Genomic DNA, 15,310 nt, shown 5'->3' on the forward strand with positions numbered 1-15,310 from the left:
GAGGGATGCCGGATGCCGTGGCCCAGGTGCGCAGTCGCGGTGGCGTCGCGCGAACGAGCACGCTGAACCACAGGGGCGTCGGGCGCCGCGAGGTCGAGCGCCTCGTGCAACGAGGTCACCTCGTGCGCGTGAAGCGCGGCTGGGTGGCGACACCGGATGCCGATGCGCTCCTGGTCTCCTGCGCGCGCAGCAACGTCGTCCTCACGTGCGTCACGCAGGCCCGCCGCCTCGGGCTGTGGGTGCTCGCCGACGATGCCCGGTGCCATGTCGCGGCGCCGGCGCACGCCGGCCGGGCGCCGACGGCGACGGCCCTGGTCCACTGGGCACGCCCCGTCGTGCCGCGGCATCCGGATGCGCTCGCGGATCCCATCGAGAACGTGCTGGCCGCGATCGCGGCGTGTCAGCCGTTCGAATGCGCACTGGCGGTCTGGGAGTCCGCGCTGCAGAAAGGTCTCGTGCGGCCGGAGCTCCTCGGCCGCCTCGCACTCCCGGCATCCGCTCGGCGACTGCTCGACGAGGCCGAGGTGTGGTTCGACTCCGGGCTCGAGACGCTCGTCGTCCCGAGGCTGCTCTGGCTCGGCCTGCCGCTGCGGCGCCAGATCTGGATCCACGGGCACCGCGTCGACCTGCTCATCGGCGACCGCCTCGTCCTGCAGGTCGACGGCGGGCACCACGTCGGAGCGCAGCGCGCAGAGGACAACGCGCACGACGCCGCCCTCATGCTGCTCGGATACCACGTCATCCGCGTCGGGTACGGGCAGGTCATCGACGGATGGCCGGAGGTCCAGGAGCTGATCATGCGCGCGGTCGCGCAGGGACTTCACCGGGCTCCCGGGAGGAGATGACACCAGCGGAGGACGGAAAACGCCGAACTCGACCTCCCTACGCGTCATCTCCTCCCGAGGCGTCCCGGAGCGACGCCGCGAGCCGAGGGCGCGGCTGGGTAGGGAGGGGCTGAAGCGGACGCCTCCCGGATAGGCTGGCGCCATGGCGTCCGCGTGGGGTCCCGACATCCTCGGTGGCTCGTTCCGGCAGCGCACCCTCCCGCTGGACGACGACGGCAGCGGCGACCTCGTCGCCACGCTGGTGCGCCGGATGCCGAACCCCCTGGCATCCGCTCTGCAGCCGCTCGGGGATGTCGACGTGCTCTACGTGCACGGCTGGTCGGACTACTTCTTCCAGACCGACCTCGCACGATTCTGGAATCGGCTCGGCGCGCGCTTCCATGCCCTCGACCTGCGGCGCTACGGGCGGAGCCTCCGCGAGGGACAGCGGCCCGGATACGTCACGTCGCTCGACGAGTACGACGCCGACATCGAGGCCGCGCTCGACGCGATGCCCGGCCGGGACCGGCGCCGCCTCGTGCTGATGGGCCACTCCACCGGGGGGCTCACGCTCACCCTGTGGGCCGCGCGGCATCCCGGCGTGGCATCCGCTCTCGTGCTGAACAGCCCATGGCTCGAACTGCAGACCGGGGCGTTCGCGCGGCAGGCGCTCGCCCCGCTCGTGCAGGCTCGGGCGCGCATCGACCCGCTCGGGCCGCATCCCGGCGTCGATCTCGGCTTCTACAGCCGCGCGCAGCGCGAGCTCGGCACCCACCCGAATGGGCCCGAGGCATGGCGGCCGGAGCGCGGGTTCGCCACGCACCCGGGCTGGCTCGCGGCCGTCATCGCCGGGCATTCCCGCATCGCGACCGGCGTCGACGTCGGCTGTCCCGCGTTCGTGCTGCTGTCGACGACGTCCACGAACCCGTTCTCCTGGGGCGAGCACATGACGTCGGCGGATGCCGTGCTCATGGTGGATGACATCGCGCGGGCGGCCACCCGGATCGGCCGCGATGTCTCGATCGCCCGCATCGAGGGCGCCATCCACGACGTCTTCCTCTCGGCTCCTGAGCCGCGTGCCGCCGCCTTCACGCAGCTGCGGCGCTGGCTCACCGCCGGCACCCTCGACTGACTGATCGTCCGCCGCCGCGCCCGTAGGCTGAAGACGACGCAGGAGGCCCTGATGGACGACACCTCGGAGTGGCTCGAGCGGGTGACCGGCGACCCGCTCGCGGGAGCGGTGCGCGGCGAGGTGGAGGTGCTCACGGCATCCGAGCCCGCGCGGCGCGGCCGCTACCAGGAGTGCCGGCTGGAGGTGCGCGTGACGGCGCCGGAGCGCGAACCCGTGACGATGGCCATGGATGCCGTGTTCCCGCGCAGTCGCTGGCCGCGGCCGGGCATGGTGCTCCCGGCGCGGGTGTCGCGGGCGGACCCGCCCGCCGTCGAGGTCGACTGGGAGCGGATGCCGGTCTGAGCCCGGCTCAGCGGTAGTTCGTGAACTGCAGGTCGACGTCGAGGTCGGCCGCCTTCAGTAGGCGCTGCACTTCCTGCAGGTCGTCGCGGCTCTTGGACTGCACGCGCAGCTCGTCGCCCTGGATCTGCGACTTGACCGACTTCGGTCCCTCGTCGCGGATGATCTTCCCGATCTTCTTCGCGATCTCCTGCGAGATCCCCTCCTTGAGCGTGGAGGTGATCCTGTACTCCTTGCCGCCGGCGACCGGGTCGCCCGTCTCGAGGCTCTTCAGGGAGATGCCGCGCTTGATGAGCTTGGACTGGAAGACGTCGAGGACGGCCTTGGCGCGCTCCTCGCTGTTCGCCTTGATGAGGATGGCTTCGCCGCTCCACTCGATGGACGCGTCGGTGCCCTTGAAGTCGTAGCGCTGCTCGACCTCCTTGCGGGCCTGGTTGAGGGCGTTGTCCGCCTCCTGGCGGTCGATCTTGGACACGATGTCGAAGGAGCTGTCAGCCATGGCGCCGATTCTAGCCGGGACCCCCCTGCCGGGGCGCGACCCCGACCCCACCCGCCCGTGGGTTCGTAGACTGTCGGGATGCAGGCCCTGACCGAAGAGCAGGTGCGCGCGGCACTCGTGAACGCATCGCCGGACGAACAGGAGCGGCTCGCCGTTCCGCTGGACTTCCCCCTCGTCGACTGGGATCACCTCGACTTCCTCGCCTGGCGCGACCCGCACGCGCGGTCGCGGCTATGTGCTGACGGAGCTCGGCGGTTTGGTGACGGGCATCGTCCTGCGGGCGACCGACGGCTCCGGGCACGGCAGACCCGCGCTGTGCAACATCTGCCACACGATGCAGCCCGGCGACCAGGTCGCGCTGTTCACCGCGCGCCGGGCGGGGGATGCCGGCATCCGCGGCGACAGCGTCGGCACGTACGTCTGCGCGGACCTCTCCTGCCACGAGAACGTGCGGCTCGCGGCGCCGCTGGCACCCAACGAGATCCGCGCCTCCGTCGACCGTCGCATCGACGGCACGCGACGCCGCGTGGAGTCGTTCGTGGAGCGCGTCGCAGCAGGGGCGGAACGCGTGGTTTGAGCGGCCCGCCGCGGCAGGTAATATGGATGATCGCGCCTCCGGTCGACTGCACAAGCCGGGCGGGTGCGCACCCGGGCGAGTTACCCAAGCGGCCAAAGGGATCTGACTGTAAATCAGCCGTCTTAGACTTCGGGGGTTCGAATCCCTCACTCGCCACAAACCCGCTCTGATCAGCGATTTTCAGAGTAAAGCAAGCCCTCCCCAGCGAGTCTCGGGGAGGGCTTTCTGCTTCGATTTGTGCACCAATTGCACAGTGCACTGATTCGCACGCTCGGTGTGCACGCAGAGCAGCGCGTGTCGATCTCAGCGTCGCAGCGCTGGTCTACTCTGAGGGCGCGAGACGTAGAGGGTCACGCTTTGAAGAGCCGCTGAGAGTTGGTCACTCGCAGCGGCTCTTCCCTCGTGCTGATGACGCTCAGCGCTGGTCTGAGCGGTCGAGGTCGCGCGGGTTGATCAGCGCTCACGATCGTCGATCGGACGCGGCAGACGACGGCCTCGCGCGGCTCAGCGCGCGCTCTGACGACGTCGCGTCTTGACGGGCTGCGACGTCGCCCGTCACGCTCATGAGATCGCGTCACGCTGCACAACTGCACAACAGACGCAGACACGAGAGAGCCGAGATGCTGACGTTCGATGAGTGCCGCGAGATCGTCGCTCGCGAGTACGACGAGCCGGTCGCTGTAGACGGCTGGGCTGACGACGGCGCGTGTCTCGTGACGCTGCAGAGCGTCGCTGATCTCGCAGCGCAGGGCATCGTCGAGCGGGGCGGCGCGTGGATCGTCGTGCGTCGCGACAGCGGCGACGTCGAGCGGTGGCCGCATCTCGATCATCTCGATCGCGTGCGCCGCATGAGTCGCGTGCGGAGCGCTGCCACCCGCGCTGAGCGCTCGTCTGCCGCGACCGATTGACGCGAGCGCATCAGCGCTGCACCGCGACGCGCCGAGCCGCCAGAGCCGCGCGCAGCGATGTCGGAGCGAGTCGGTAACTTCGCTCTCATGGAATGGATCGCGACAGGCGTCGCTGTGATCGCTGCGCTCGTCGCAGGTTGGCAGGCATGGGAAGCGCGACGCGCACGCATCGACGCGCGAGAGTCAGCCGGTGAAGCGCAGCAGCACGAAGAGCGCGCTGCGGCAGCGTCTGAGCGCATCGCTGCAGCGATCGAAGAGCAGAACGCTCTCGAACGTGCTGAGCGTGAGCGGTATCGCAATCCGTGGACCATGTCGACGTCGCGTGACAAGAGCAGCCGTTCGTACAAGTTCATGCTCGGTGGCGACGAGCCGATCAGCGACGTGAGCATCAAGATCGACGATGAGCACGCCGAGCGTGAGCACTTCCGCTTCGTGAAGCCGCAGACGGAGACGATGCGACCGGGTGAGTCGATGTCGTTGCACTGGCTTCGACACATGGGGTCGGCGTCGCAGATCACCGTTGAGTTGCACTGGACTCGACAGAACGGCGAGCAGCATCACAGCCCGGTCACGCTCGACTGACGCGATACCGTCTGTCTGAGACAACCGAGGGAGAGTCCGTGACGATTGGCTATCTGTACGTCACTCGCAGCGAGATCGACGGCGTGCTCTATGTCGGGCAGTCGAGCAAGACCGATGCTGACAGCGTCGCGAACTATCTCGGCAGCGGAGACTACTTCAAGCAGGCGATCGCTGAGCACGGCGTCGAGAACTTCACGAAGACAGTGCTCGGGCACTTCGACGATCAAGCAGCGCTGGACTTCGCCGAGATTCACGCGATCGCGCGGCTCAGGGCTGACGGGCACCAACTGCTGAACGCTGGCGTCGGTGGCCCGCGCACCCAGCGAGAGTTCATTCGTGCGATGTTTCAGCGCTTCGGAGTGCTGCCGCAGATGCCGAGCGCATGGCTTCAAGCGATTGATGAGAACCCGCAGGAAGTGCGCGATCTCGTCGCGGCTGGGGCTGACGTCTCGACCGAAGACTTCTATCGCGAGTACGAGGCTCAACTGCGACAGACGCAAGACCTCTCACGCGACTGTCCACGCTGCGGCGCAGCAGTCGACGACGTCTGTCGCACACGAACTGGCAACCCCTCGAAGAATCACGTCGGACGTCTCGCGCCCGCATGACATGACGTCGATCTGCCGCGTCCGCGCTGCGACCCCTCATCCGCAGACGTTGAACGCGGGAACACGCGGGAGACGCGAACCTCGCGCGGCCCAGCACGCTCAACCGGGGCGACGCGCGTTCTGCCGCAGCGAGTAGACGCGTTCGTCACCGCGCGCAGGCACGAGATCAGGGTTTCGTGGCACGAGGGCATCACGACGCGCACGATCAGCAGCCCACGCCGCATCGCGTCGAGCACGCAGATCAGCAACGTACGCAGCACGCTCACCGATCACACGATCACGCGTCTCGTTCACCCGCTCGATGCGAGCACGGTCAGTCACCCGATCGAGATAGTCGTCGACCACGCGCTGACCCATCGTCGGCGCGAGCGTCGCCACGATCTCGGCCTCCATCAGAGCATCGATCACCACAGCACCCTCCCCGTCGCGCAGATCACGCGCTCTCTCCCGAGCGCGAGCACGTCGCGCAGCGCGCTGCTCGTCGGCCAGCGCGCCCATCAGCCGTGCATCCCTTCGACGCGAGCGCGAGCAGCGTCGAGCAGATCAGCCGCTGTCAGCGCGACGGCGATCTCGGCACGCGACGGCGCGATCTCACGCGCAGCGAGCACAGCGATCGTCGACTCGCGCGCAGCAGCACGACGCTCACGCTCTGCCAGGTCACGACGTCGACGATCACCATCAGCCTGCATCTGCAACAGCCGCGTCTTCGCCGCATCGTCGAGCGCGCGATACCGCGCTGTCCGCTTCGCCAGCAGATCAGACTTCGCTGCAGCGCTCATCCGCGCGTACCGGTCACGCTCGTACTCAGCGCGACGAGCACGATCCTCAGACGACTGAGCAGCCCGACGAGCGCGCATGCGCGCAGCGTTCGCGGCACGTCGCTCGTCGGCGCTCATCGTCATCAGATCGTCACCAGATCAGCGCTGCGCGATCAACTCGCCGAGCAGCGCCGCGATCGAGCGAGTCGACGAACTGGAATGCGCCAGCGCTGCCCTGCAGAGCGGGAGCGATCGCTGCGTACTCGTCAGCGCCGCCAGCGTTGAACACGCCCATCAGCGACTCGATGCTCGGCGACTGCCGCGTCTGCGCGACCTCGTCATAGACACGCGCCCATGCAGCGTTCAGACCGTTCTCGCTGTTCGCTCGTGCAACAGCAGCGAACTCTTCGACGCCGAGATCAGCGAGACGATCAGCAGCAGCCTCACGAATCTCGCGCAGCAGCGAACCGTCGCTGTTCTTCATCACTTCAGGCAGCGTCTCTGCCATGTCTGCGATCGCGAGCGCACGCGTCGCGTCACCGTTCGCGAGAACGCTGCTGATCGGCTGACCAGCGTCGAGCAGTGCGCGCACCTTCGTCTGCTCGTGCTGCACGCGTGCGACGTCGTCAGCGGTGCGCGGCGCAGACGCTGCAGCGACGAGCGCTGCACGATCGGGCACGGCGGGCACGTTCGGGCGCGTCTTCGCGAACTGCGCGAACGCAGCGTCGACTCGCGTCGCGCGCTCCTTCGTGTTCGCGTCGTCGTTGAACTGCGGGTTCGTGAATGTGCGGGCGACTTCGAGATCGACAGCGAGTCGACCGAATGCGTCGGTGTGCGTGCTCATGAGGGTTCGTGCTTCCTTTCATCGGTTGAGTCAGACGACTCAGTCAGTTGATCTCCGGGTCGGTCAGCGACGAGCACAGGCACTTCGTCGTCGCTCAGAATCGGGCCAGCAGTCGCATCGACGCCCGCAGCAGTCAACGCTGCAGTGAGCGTCGCGACGTGCTTCACGAGCGCGAGCACGGTGTCTTCGAGCGCGAGATCGCGACTCATGCCGCCGCGCCACAGCGTGAGATTCGTCGTGAACTCGACGACAGCACTGTCGTCGCCCTGCGGCTGATCAAGACCGTGCAGACGATTCTGCTCAGCGATGACACGCGCACCAGCGCTGATCGCGGGCGCACCGTCGCCACGATTGATGCTCTGCACCGTCGACGCGAACAACAGATTCAGACGCTCGTCCTGCACCTTGCGCAGTTCTTCAGCCGCCGTCGCAGGCAGACGCTTGATCTGACGCGAGATCAGCGTCTTCGTCGCGTCAGGCGTCATCCCGATCTGCTCGGCGATCTTGTGCACCGGCATGCCTGCGATGCGCAGACGCAGCGCACGCTCTGCTCGCTGCGCGTTCTCGATGCGTGCTCGCGCTGAGCGACGATCGCCGCCGCGCCCCACGGTCGCAGTGACATCGGACGCATCTTCGATCATCGCGCCTTTCGGTGTTGCACTTCTCTCGATCGGAGTGGTCATATCGCAAGCCTAAGCGCGTGCTTTGACACTGGGGATCTGACATCTGAACAGCTAACTTGTTCACCCGAAAAGCGCGGAATATCAATGCATGAATGCGTATGAGCGGGTCCATTCGTGCGCCAGTTTGTGCGCTGCGTTGCTCATCGAACGCATCTTCTGCCCATGAGATCGATCTCGCTCGCGTGGGCAGCGCTCGGCTAGCGTGGGCAGGAACTGTCCTTCTGCCTGGCACTCTCGTCGCCGGGCTGACTTCTGGGAGCGATCATGGACGCCGCCGCATGGGGAGCAGCGTGGGGAGTGATCGTCGCGGCGCTCGTCGCGGGGCTAGTGTCTGCTGTCGTCGCCTACGCCACGATGAAGCGCGACGACGACGTGCGGGCCAAAGAGCAGAAGCGATCCGACGACATTCGCGCCGAAGATCAGAAGCGAGCGGACAAGACTCGTGCTGACGATCAGGAACACGCGTCGAAGGAACTTCAAGCCGCGCTCGACCGGCAGGAAGCGAGCACCAGGGCGGCCTGGGACTTCGAGCGCGGCAAGATTCGGGAAGACGAAGGGCGTGCAGCGGCGCGCTTTCTGCTCACGCGACTCCGTGTGATCCGCGACTCGTTCGATCTGCAGTCGCCCGACATGTGGGGGTACTCGGTAGATCGAGCGAAGCGAAACGACGTCGAGGACGCGTCTCTACTCATCCCTGATTCATCGCTGCGCCGCTACGTGGTCAATGCGATGGAGGCGATCGATCATCTGTCGTACGCCGTGGAGCACGCTACGTACATTCTCGAAGCAGGCGTGAGCGTGCCGAGCGTGCAGCGCAAGGTGCTGCTCGATTTGATGCGTGAGGTTGGCAGTTACGGAGCATCGAACGCGTGGAACGAAGAGTCGTCGACGCTCGCAGCATCCATCGGGGATGCGATCGACAACGCCTATCGTCAAGTGCTGGCGGAGGAAGAGTGGCAGCGCGAGCAGGGACTGGGCTAACGCACGTCTTGCTCGCATCTCTTTGGCGTTCGCGTCGGCCGGCCGGCCGAATGGCCGCGTGGCGCGCTACCGACTGCGGGCCGCTTGATGCCACGATGAGCGGGTGGCTGTCACCGTCGTCGATTGGTTCGGATACAGAACTGGCGATCGCTCGCCCGCTGCTGAGGCCGCTGCCGATCTGGAATACTGCCCGTTCATCGACGACAAGTGCGAGAAGGTGTTCCGCGACGGTCTCGTCTCAGGCGTCTGCTCCCTGAAGCAGTCGACTCGCGACGGCGTCGTCTGTTGTCCGAATCGCTTGTACGGCGACGACTACAAGATTCTGCGTGACGTCGCAGAGATCGCGTTCGGGCCGGGACTCGACCTCGTCGCCGGGCCGAGTGCTCACCGTCGCGCGATCGCCACGAACGGGCCGGTCGTCGGCGTATTCGGCAAGCGCTGGGGCGGTGAGTTACGACTGCCGCAGCGCAGCGGCAGCGGCTCGTACTTCGTCGACTGGATTCTCGCGCTCGTCCTCCCGAGCGGGCTTGATCGCTTCGTTGCGATCGAAGTGCAGACCATCGACACAACGGGCAACTATCGCGACTCGATCGCCGCGCTGCGCAACGGTCGACAGATCGCGGAGAGCGGCGCAGCGTTCAACTGGGAGAACGTGAGCAAGCGAATTCTCCCGCAGGTGATCTACAAGGGGAACGTGCTTCAGCGCGAGAGAAAGTGCCAGGGTGGGCTGTTCTTCGTGACGCCGAAGCCGGTCTACGACCGGATCATGGATCGCTTGATCGGAAATGGTCAGCAACTTCCCCCGTACCCGCTCACGCCCGGCGCGGTGACGTTCCTGTCGTACGACCCGGACTGGCTGAACGCCCCGATCGGCGCCCCCGCACCGCTCGTGCAGACGGGCCGCCTGACGACGAGTGTTGTGCAGATCGCGCAGGCGTTCATCGGCGTTACGAACCTTCCACCCATGGGTGCGTACGAGTCAGCGATCGATGCGGCGTTGCGATGAGCGCGATGTCAGGGGTTCGATCTACTCTCTAAGACATGCGATACGTCTCACTCTTCAGCGGCGGGGGAGGACTCGATCTCGGGTTCGAGCGAGCGGGCTGGGAGCCGGTCGTATGCGTCGACAACGACCCTGTCGCGTGTCAGACGCTTACGCACAATCGGCCCGACTGGAACGTCGTCTGTGACGACATTCGTAACTTCGATGCGACCCCGTACGCGGGTGCTGATGTCGTCGTTGGCGGGCCGCCGTGCCAGGGATTCAGCACTGCGGGGAAGGGCGACCCGAACGACCCGCGCAACTTCCTTTGGCGCGAGTACATGCGCGTCGTCAGTGAAGTTCGCCCGCGTGCAGTCGTGCTCGAAAACGTCAGCGCTCTGACTCACCGCCGCAACGGAGATCATCTCAGCGGGATCATGGATGAGTTGGAGCGTCAGGGCTACAACTTCGCGTACGGCGTGCTGAACGCCGCCGATTACGGTGTGCCGCAGGCTCGCCGACGTCTTGTCGTCATCGGTGTTCTCGATGGTGAGGCTTCTCTCCCGACGCCGACGACCGCTGACGCCCAGCCGACCGTCTGGGACGCGATCAGCGATCTCGCGTCGCTCCCTGATGATCCCCAGTTCAGCCACGTCGCAAATCGGCACGCCGAGCACGTCGTCGAGCGCTGGAACGAACTCGCACCCGGCGAGAGCGATCCGAACTATCGACGGGCACGACTAGACGCGAACAAGCCGTCGCTCACGATTCGCGCTGGTGGCGGGTACGGGCCGAATGGGGATCATCTCGCCGGCTTCCACCCGCCGATTCATCCGACGCTGCCGCGTCAGTTGACGGTGCGCGAGGCGGCGCGACTGCAGTCGTTCCCCGATGACTGGGCGCTGTGCGGGCCGAAGACTATTCAAGGGCGACAGATCGGCAACGCAGTCCCTGTCAATCTCGGGGAAGCGATCGGCGCGCATCTGCTCGATCTCCTCGAAGCGCTCGAAGCGAGCGAGGCCGTCGCCGCCGCCTGATCCACACACCGCCTGTGGATAGTCGCGCGGGCCAAGCGCGCGCGGTCTAGCGTCGATTGCATGGGCACTCAGTCACTCGACGACGACGTGGTCGCGTCGGATCCAGACTGCCCCGCTTGCGGGACTCGCTGCGTCCCGGAAGCGCGCGCCTGGGTATGCCGCTTCTGCGATCTGCCGGTGATTGGCTGAGCGCTCGCGACCGCGGCAGTAACAGCGTCCGCAACGTCGGCGGGACTCTCGTGCTCCCAGAATCGGAGTACGGTCCATCCCGCGTCGCGGAGTAGTTCATTGGTCTCTCGATCGCGATCACGGTTGCGCTCGATCTTCGACACCCAGTAGTCGACGTTCGATTTCGGCATCGCCAGATGCTCGGGGCATCCGTGCCAGAAGCACCCGTCTACGAAGACGGCGATGCGCCGCCGGGTAAACACGATGTCGGCACTTCGTCGCAGTGAGCGTTCGGGGCGATAGTTCGTGCGGTAACGAAGCCCTCGTGCGTGCAGCAACGAGCGCACGGCAAGTTCGGGAGCGGTGTTCTTCGAACGATTGGCGCGCATTGTGCGCCGTGCATGCTCGCTCGACGCCCATGAGTCGACCACGCTTGAAGGCTAGTTCCTCCAGATTCATGCGTCGATCCGCGTTCCGATAGGCGCGCATCTGAGAGCAGAACAGATGTCTGATGAGCGGAAGACGCGCGCGGCCACTGAGATCGCGCGCGCCTCACACGCTCAGTTGTGCAGCCGGTGCTGCAGTACGCCCTCGTGAAGCACTTCGGGGTCGCTCGTGCAGACGCGCAGCACGACGTCGAGATCGCGCGGCAGATCACGAGCGAGACGTCGCGCGTTGCTCGCTTCGATCGTCGTGTCGAAGTACAGCGCGAGCACAGCGCCAGCAGCGTGAGCACACTCGACTGCTGCTGCGAGTACGCGAGCGGGGTCGACGGCATCGCTCAGGTCGACGTCGACGACGGTGCGCGTCGAGATGCGAGCATCGATGTCGTCGCTGACAGGCGCGGCGTCGAGCAGCAGATGCGTCGTCGACTCTTCGAGCGCGTCGAGCGCGTCGAGCAGTGCGTCGCCGGATCGGGCAGTGGTCATGTCGTTCACTCTCAGTTCTCCATCTCATTCAGGGTTGTCGCTGCAGCACGAGCAGCAGCACGACGCGCATCACGCGCACGGTTCATCGCGCGACGACACTCAGCGCACTGCGTCGCGATCGTGCCCGTCTTCGCGCGATCGTGACCGCGAGAGCACGTCTGCCACGAGCCAGCCCCAGCGAGACGCCCGTTGCACGAGCGACACAGCGGCCACAGCAGCAGCGCGTCAGGCGCGTAACGCTTCACGATGCCCGCGTGCACGGTCACGTGCGTGTACTCGCCGATCAGCGCGTAGTCGGTCGCCATGTTCGAGCACGCAGGGTTCCCGCAGCCGAACCGCTTCGCGGGGCCGAACTCGCGGCGCATCGCTTCGTGAATCTGCCCGTACGAAGTGACCGTGCCAGGCCACGCGATCAGCAGCCCTTCACGCTGAGCGACGATCTCGACAGCAGCGATCTCTTCCGACGTCCAGTGGCGTTCGATGCTCACGGCTGCTCTCCGTTCTTCGCAGACTCGGTCAGTCGAGCGAGCATCGACGACAGATCGCGCAGTGCTGCAGCGATCTCGCTCGTGCAGTCACGCCATGAGCGTTCCTGCGGGTTGATCTTGGGGGTGTTGATCTGAATGAGGGTCACGGTCGTTCCTTTCGATGTGGTCGATGTCGTCGACGTCGTCAGACGTGAGCGACGCGGTATTCAGTTGTGCGGTCTTCGACGAGACGCTGCTGCCAGCGCTCGATGCGCTCGTGAGCGTCAGCACGCGAGATCGTGCGCCACTGCTCGACGTATCGCTGAGGCGTGGGCGCGCCGAGACGCTGAGAGTAGAGATCGCTCAGAGTCTCGATCTGCTCGTCGGTGGCTGTCTCGATGAGTTCGGTGACGATCGTCGAGTCGTCGAGATCGTGAGCCGAAGACGAAGAGCGATCGACGATCATCTGCTCGTCATCAGCATCGTGAGTGTGTGTGTTGGTGAAGAGATAGTGAGTAGTTAGTGGGGTAGCGGTCTGAGCGCTACCCATCTCGTCTGAAACCGCTACCCATTCGTCTTCAGAACCGCTACCCATTTCGTTCGAAACCGCTACCCATTCGTCTCGACCGCTACCCATTTCGAGATCGCACAGCACGGTCAGTTCGTACTCGGCGTTGTGACCCCGATACGCGTCTGACGTCTTCGTGATGAGTCGCTTCGCGATCAGCGACGGGATGATGCGCTGCGAGAGCGCCGACTTCGCTGCGATCGAGCCAGGCGCCTTGCCGAGAACGTCAGCGAGTCGCGCGTGTCCCCACGAGTAGATCGTCGAGTCGTCCGCGACGGCATACGACATCTCGACCAGTACGGCTCGCTCGGCGCGCGTGACGTCGACATCGCGCAGCGCGGTCTTCATGCGCTCGGCAGTCTTGTAGCCCACGTCTCGCTCCCTTCGTTCAGATGAGTCGTCTGACGATGCGAGTGACGCGATCGACAGACATAGAGGGTCGAGTTCACGCTGAGATCGATGCAGCGAGTCGAGCGCGCAGAGCGTCTTCGTCGGCTTGCGTGATGCCCATCCAGCGCAGCAGCGGGATGACGGGCACGCGGTAGACGTTGCCGATCTTGATGACGGGGAACGTGTCGCCTGCCTTCGCGTGTCGATACGCGAGCGGGCGGCTGATGTTGAGCACGTGGCACGTCTCATCGATGGTGAGATGCGTGCGGGAGAGCGCGCGGTCGAGCGTCATGCGCTCGTCGTTCTTCGTGCTGGCGGGCTGAGTGTTGTCGTTGAGAGCCACGAACGGGCCGTCCTTTCGAGGATTCACATGGATGCGATCTTCGAAACTGAGACGGCCCGCCGTTGTCGTTTCTGTCTTCGAACCAGACCCGCTGTGCTCGTCGACTGCTTCGAACGTAGCACAGCGGTGAGACGTAGATGCACGGTGATCTCTGCGCGTGTCGCTGCGTGTCTTAGGGTGTTGTTCGGTTGCTCCTATGCTGAGCGTGAATCAGATACCCAACTGAGTGAATCCCGCTCAGAGACAGGCAACTCGGGAGAGTCAGATGATCTTCAGTCGATGCAACTGCACAAAGAGCGACGGCACGCGCTACCGTGATCTGCCCGCTGCGAACCCTCGCGACGATCAGATCGCAGCAGCGTGCCCTGATCTCGTACGAGCACGCGCAGCAGGCAAGCCGCACGACGGTTCGCGCTGGGGCTTCGCGCTCTCGCTCGGCACCGATCCGATCAGCGGCAAGCGACTGCAGGAACGTCGCTCGACGTTCGACACGAAGCGCGCAGCGCAGCAAGCAGAAGCGAAGGTGCGTGCCGCTCACTCTGAAGGGCGACACACTCAGATCACTGCGCTGCGCTTCGGCGACTGGCTCGCGCAATGGCACGAGGGGCGAGTGCAGCGCGGTGACATCAAGGCGACGACGGCGGGCATGTACGGGCGCTACGTCGACGAACTGCGCTCGACGTCGCTCGCGAAGATGAAGATGACCGAGATCAGACGGGCGCACGTTCAGCGTCTCGTCGACGATCTGACGCTCACTCGCGGCGCTGTGACGGTGCGTCGCATCGGCGCAGTCGTGCAGGGCGCGTTTACCGCTGCTGAGCATCAGGAACTGATCATGTCGAACCCTGGGCGCGGGCTTCGCTTCCCGACCTCGCAGAAGCGCGATCTCACCGCATGGACGGTCGAGCAGACTCGCGAGTTCTTCGCTGCTGTCGAGGGCACCCGTCTCGCCCCGCTGTGGAAGTTCGCGCTGACGACGGGCATGCGACGCGGCGAACTACTTGGCTTGCGTCGTTCGAACGTTGATCTCGATCGAGGCGTGGCGCGGGTGCGTGAGACGCGCGTCTCGACGAGGAGCGGCTCTCTTCAGCAGGCGTCACCGAAGACCGAGAACGGTCGTCGACACGTCGAACTCGGCGCAGCGCACATCGCGATTCTTCGCGAGCAGTTCGCGATGCAGGATCATGAGCGTGAGATCGCTGGCGCGCTCTGGCAGGGTGAAGACGATCTGCACGTCTTCACGTACGCGGACGGTCGCCCGTTTCGCCCTGAGTACGTGTCGCGTCGCTGGGAAGTCGTAACGCACGATCTCGACCTGCCGCGCATCTCTCTTCACGGCACGCGGCACACGCACGCGACGCAGATGCTTCAGGCGGGCACGCGCCCTGACGTCGCTGCTGCGCGACTCGGGCACGATCTCCGCACGTTCTATTCGAACTACGCGCATGTCATCGACGGCGAGCAGCGCGACGCCGCCAACGCGACCGCGGATCGTCTGTTCAGCAGCGTGTGATGCGCTCGTTCGCGACCGACTCTGACGCGCTGTCGTCGTGCTCGACGACGTCGATTTGCACGCGCTGTTGTGCAGATCAGTCGATCAGCGCTGATCTCGCGTTGCACGCGACAGGAACAAGGTTCAGAAAAAGTCGCGATCAGGAGCACTTTCCAGAGACTGAGTTGAACTGCATTGT

21 protein-coding genes, 1 tRNA gene and 1 pseudogene are annotated in these 15,310 nt (G+C 65.5%); 12 read left to right on the top strand and 11 right to left on the bottom strand.

The window, feature by feature from the left end; all coding sequences use genetic code 11:
• Nucleotides 1-5 precede the first annotated feature (5 nt).
• From MSA03_RS11495 to MSA03_RS11505, 3 genes are all read left to right on the top strand, one after another.
• Nucleotides 6-845, top strand: coding sequence for a type IV toxin-antitoxin system AbiEi family antitoxin domain-containing protein (locus tag MSA03_RS11495; protein ID WP_147051103.1), 840 nt, complete (start codon nt 6-8; stop codon nt 843-845).
• 142 nt (nt 846-987) lie between these two features.
• A complete protein-coding gene (locus MSA03_RS11500) occupies nt 988-1,956 on the top strand; it encodes an alpha/beta hydrolase (RefSeq protein WP_147051104.1) in 969 nt (322 codons plus the stop codon).
• A gap of 51 nt (nt 1,957-2,007) precedes the next feature.
• The gene (locus MSA03_RS11505; protein ID WP_147051105.1) at nt 2,008-2,298 is read left to right on the top strand and encodes a hypothetical protein; all 291 of its coding nucleotides are present in this window, start codon (nt 2,008-2,010) and stop codon (nt 2,296-2,298) included.
• 7 nt (nt 2,299-2,305) lie between these two features.
• Here MSA03_RS11505 and MSA03_RS11510 read toward each other — a convergent pair whose 3' ends face one another.
• Nucleotides 2,306-2,794: a YajQ family cyclic di-GMP-binding protein gene (locus MSA03_RS11510; RefSeq protein WP_028496948.1), complete on the bottom strand. Its 489-nt coding sequence runs from the start codon at nt 2,792-2,794 to the stop codon at nt 2,306-2,308.
• Nucleotides 2,795-2,872: 78 nt separating this feature from the next.
• On the opposite strand from MSA03_RS11510, the pseudogene MSA03_RS11515 reads away from it, so the two are divergent.
• The 5 genes and pseudogenes from MSA03_RS11515 to MSA03_RS11535 all read left to right on the top strand — a co-directional run bounded on the left by MSA03_RS11515 (nt 2,873) and on the right by MSA03_RS11535 (nt 5,469).
• Nucleotides 2,873-3,371: pseudogene (locus MSA03_RS11515) on the top strand (FBP domain-containing protein).
• 74 nt (nt 3,372-3,445) lie between these two features.
• Nucleotides 3,446-3,527 (top strand) — tRNA-Tyr (locus MSA03_RS11520).
• Nucleotides 3,528-3,991: 464 nt separating this feature from the next.
• Complete coding sequence (locus MSA03_RS11525; protein ID WP_147051106.1) at nt 3,992-4,279, top strand: hypothetical protein; 288 nt, start codon at nt 3,992-3,994, stop codon at nt 4,277-4,279.
• Nucleotides 4,280-4,366: 87 nt separating this feature from the next.
• Nucleotides 4,367-4,861 carry a hypothetical protein gene (locus MSA03_RS11530; protein ID WP_147051107.1) on the top strand — a complete coding sequence of 165 codons (495 nt, stop codon included), beginning with the start codon at nt 4,367-4,369 and terminating at the stop codon, nt 4,859-4,861.
• 38 nt (nt 4,862-4,899) lie between these two features.
• Nucleotides 4,900-5,469: a zinc finger domain-containing protein gene (locus tag MSA03_RS11535; protein WP_147051108.1), complete on the top strand. Its 570-nt coding sequence runs from the start codon at nt 4,900-4,902 to the stop codon at nt 5,467-5,469.
• Between the two features lie 99 nt (nt 5,470-5,568).
• Here the strand turns inward: MSA03_RS11535 and MSA03_RS11540 are convergent, their stop codons facing one another.
• From MSA03_RS11540 to MSA03_RS11555, 4 genes are all read right to left on the bottom strand, one after another.
• Nucleotides 5,569-5,877 (bottom strand): hypothetical protein, encoded by a 309-nt coding sequence (locus MSA03_RS11540; RefSeq protein ID WP_147051109.1) that lies wholly within the window; start codon nt 5,875-5,877, stop codon nt 5,569-5,571.
• Between the two features lie 89 nt (nt 5,878-5,966).
• A complete protein-coding gene (locus MSA03_RS11545; protein ID WP_147051110.1) occupies nt 5,967-6,365 on the bottom strand; it encodes a hypothetical protein in 399 nt (132 codons plus the stop codon).
• A 13-nt stretch (nt 6,366-6,378) separates the two neighbouring features.
• Entirely contained in the window at nt 6,379-7,071 is a 693-nt protein-coding gene (locus tag MSA03_RS11550) for a hypothetical protein (RefSeq protein ID WP_147051111.1), read from the bottom strand.
• Nucleotides 7,068-7,754: a hypothetical protein gene (locus MSA03_RS11555; protein WP_147051112.1), complete on the bottom strand. Its 687-nt coding sequence runs from the start codon at nt 7,752-7,754 to the stop codon at nt 7,068-7,070. Before MSA03_RS11555 ends, MSA03_RS11550 begins: the two co-directional genes overlap by 4 nt.
• A gap of 264 nt (nt 7,755-8,018) precedes the next feature.
• Between MSA03_RS11555 and MSA03_RS11560 the strand changes: the two genes are divergently transcribed.
• The 3 genes from MSA03_RS11560 to MSA03_RS11570 all read left to right on the top strand — a co-directional run bounded on the left by MSA03_RS11560 (nt 8,019) and on the right by MSA03_RS11570 (nt 10,754).
• Nucleotides 8,019-8,735, top strand: coding sequence for a hypothetical protein (locus MSA03_RS11560; RefSeq protein WP_147051113.1), 717 nt, complete (start codon nt 8,019-8,021; stop codon nt 8,733-8,735).
• A gap of 103 nt (nt 8,736-8,838) precedes the next feature.
• The gene (locus MSA03_RS11565) at nt 8,839-9,741 is read left to right on the top strand and encodes a PDDEXK family nuclease (protein ID WP_147051114.1); all 903 of its coding nucleotides are present in this window, start codon (nt 8,839-8,841) and stop codon (nt 9,739-9,741) included.
• Between the two features lie 35 nt (nt 9,742-9,776).
• Nucleotides 9,777-10,754, top strand: a complete 978-nt coding sequence (locus MSA03_RS11570; RefSeq protein WP_147051115.1) for a DNA cytosine methyltransferase — start codon at nt 9,777-9,779, stop codon at nt 10,752-10,754.
• 68 nt (nt 10,755-10,822) lie between these two features.
• On the opposite strand, the gene MSA03_RS11575 is transcribed toward MSA03_RS11570, so the two are convergent.
• From MSA03_RS11575 to MSA03_RS11595, 6 genes are all read right to left on the bottom strand, one after another.
• Entirely contained in the window at nt 10,823-11,353 is a 531-nt protein-coding gene (locus MSA03_RS11575) for a very short patch repair endonuclease (protein WP_147051116.1), read from the bottom strand.
• A 129-nt stretch (nt 11,354-11,482) separates the two neighbouring features.
• A complete protein-coding gene (locus MSA03_RS11580; RefSeq protein WP_147051117.1) occupies nt 11,483-11,851 on the bottom strand; it encodes a hypothetical protein in 369 nt (122 codons plus the stop codon).
• An 11-nt stretch (nt 11,852-11,862) separates the two neighbouring features.
• A complete protein-coding gene (locus MSA03_RS11585; RefSeq protein WP_147051118.1) occupies nt 11,863-12,339 on the bottom strand; it encodes a hypothetical protein in 477 nt (158 codons plus the stop codon).
• Complete coding sequence (locus MSA03_RS14370) at nt 12,336-12,485, bottom strand: hypothetical protein (RefSeq protein ID WP_170245497.1); 150 nt, start codon at nt 12,483-12,485, stop codon at nt 12,336-12,338. The genes MSA03_RS11585 and MSA03_RS14370 overlap by 4 nt, the downstream gene beginning before the upstream one ends.
• Before the next feature lie 38 nt (nt 12,486-12,523).
• Nucleotides 12,524-13,258: a hypothetical protein gene (locus MSA03_RS11590; RefSeq protein WP_147051119.1), complete on the bottom strand. Its 735-nt coding sequence runs from the start codon at nt 13,256-13,258 to the stop codon at nt 12,524-12,526.
• 73 nt (nt 13,259-13,331) lie between these two features.
• Nucleotides 13,332-13,619, bottom strand: coding sequence for a helix-turn-helix domain-containing protein (locus MSA03_RS11595; RefSeq protein ID WP_147051120.1), 288 nt, complete (start codon nt 13,617-13,619; stop codon nt 13,332-13,334).
• A 265-nt stretch (nt 13,620-13,884) separates the two neighbouring features.
• On the opposite strand from MSA03_RS11595, the gene MSA03_RS11600 reads away from it, so the two are divergent.
• Nucleotides 13,885-15,132 (top strand): site-specific integrase, encoded by a 1,248-nt coding sequence (locus MSA03_RS11600; protein WP_147051121.1) that lies wholly within the window; start codon nt 13,885-13,887, stop codon nt 15,130-15,132.
• The last annotated feature ends 178 nt before the right edge of the window (nt 15,133-15,310 follow it).

The sequence above is a fragment of the Microbacterium saccharophilum genome, from assembly GCF_007992455.1.
Taxonomy (GTDB): domain Bacteria; phylum Actinomycetota; class Actinomycetes; order Actinomycetales; family Microbacteriaceae; genus Microbacterium; species Microbacterium saccharophilum.

Bases quoted from the DNA above. Each gene is read 5' to 3' on its own strand.
- MSA03_RS11495 (WP_147051103.1), top strand. From the start codon at position 6: ATGCCGGATGCCGTGGCCCAGGTGCGCAGTCGCGGTGGCGTCGCGCGA.
- MSA03_RS11500 (WP_147051104.1), top strand. From the start codon at position 988: ATGGCGTCCGCGTGGGGTCCCGACATCCTCGGTGGCTCGTTCCGGCAG.
- MSA03_RS11505 (WP_147051105.1), top strand. From the start codon at position 2,008: ATGGACGACACCTCGGAGTGGCTCGAGCGGGTGACCGGCGACCCGCTC.
- MSA03_RS11510 (WP_028496948.1), bottom strand. From the start codon at position 2,794: ATGGCTGACAGCTCCTTCGACATCGTGTCCAAGATCGACCGCCAGGAG.
- MSA03_RS11525 (WP_147051106.1), top strand. From the start codon at position 3,992: ATGCTGACGTTCGATGAGTGCCGCGAGATCGTCGCTCGCGAGTACGAC.
- MSA03_RS11530 (WP_147051107.1), top strand. From the start codon at position 4,367: ATGGAATGGATCGCGACAGGCGTCGCTGTGATCGCTGCGCTCGTCGCA.
- MSA03_RS11545 (WP_147051110.1), bottom strand. From the start codon at position 6,365: ATGAGCGCCGACGAGCGACGTGCCGCGAACGCTGCGCGCATGCGCGCT.
- MSA03_RS11550 (WP_147051111.1), bottom strand. From the start codon at position 7,071: ATGAGCACGCACACCGACGCATTCGGTCGACTCGCTGTCGATCTCGAA.
- MSA03_RS11555 (WP_147051112.1), bottom strand. From the start codon at position 7,754: ATGACCACTCCGATCGAGAGAAGTGCAACACCGAAAGGCGCGATGATC.
- MSA03_RS11560 (WP_147051113.1), top strand. From the start codon at position 8,019: ATGGACGCCGCCGCATGGGGAGCAGCGTGGGGAGTGATCGTCGCGGCG.
- MSA03_RS11570 (WP_147051115.1), top strand. From the start codon at position 9,777: ATGCGATACGTCTCACTCTTCAGCGGCGGGGGAGGACTCGATCTCGGG.
- MSA03_RS11580 (WP_147051117.1), bottom strand. From the start codon at position 11,851: ATGACCACTGCCCGATCCGGCGACGCACTGCTCGACGCGCTCGACGCG.
- MSA03_RS11600 (WP_147051121.1), top strand. From the start codon at position 13,885: ATGATCTTCAGTCGATGCAACTGCACAAAGAGCGACGGCACGCGCTAC.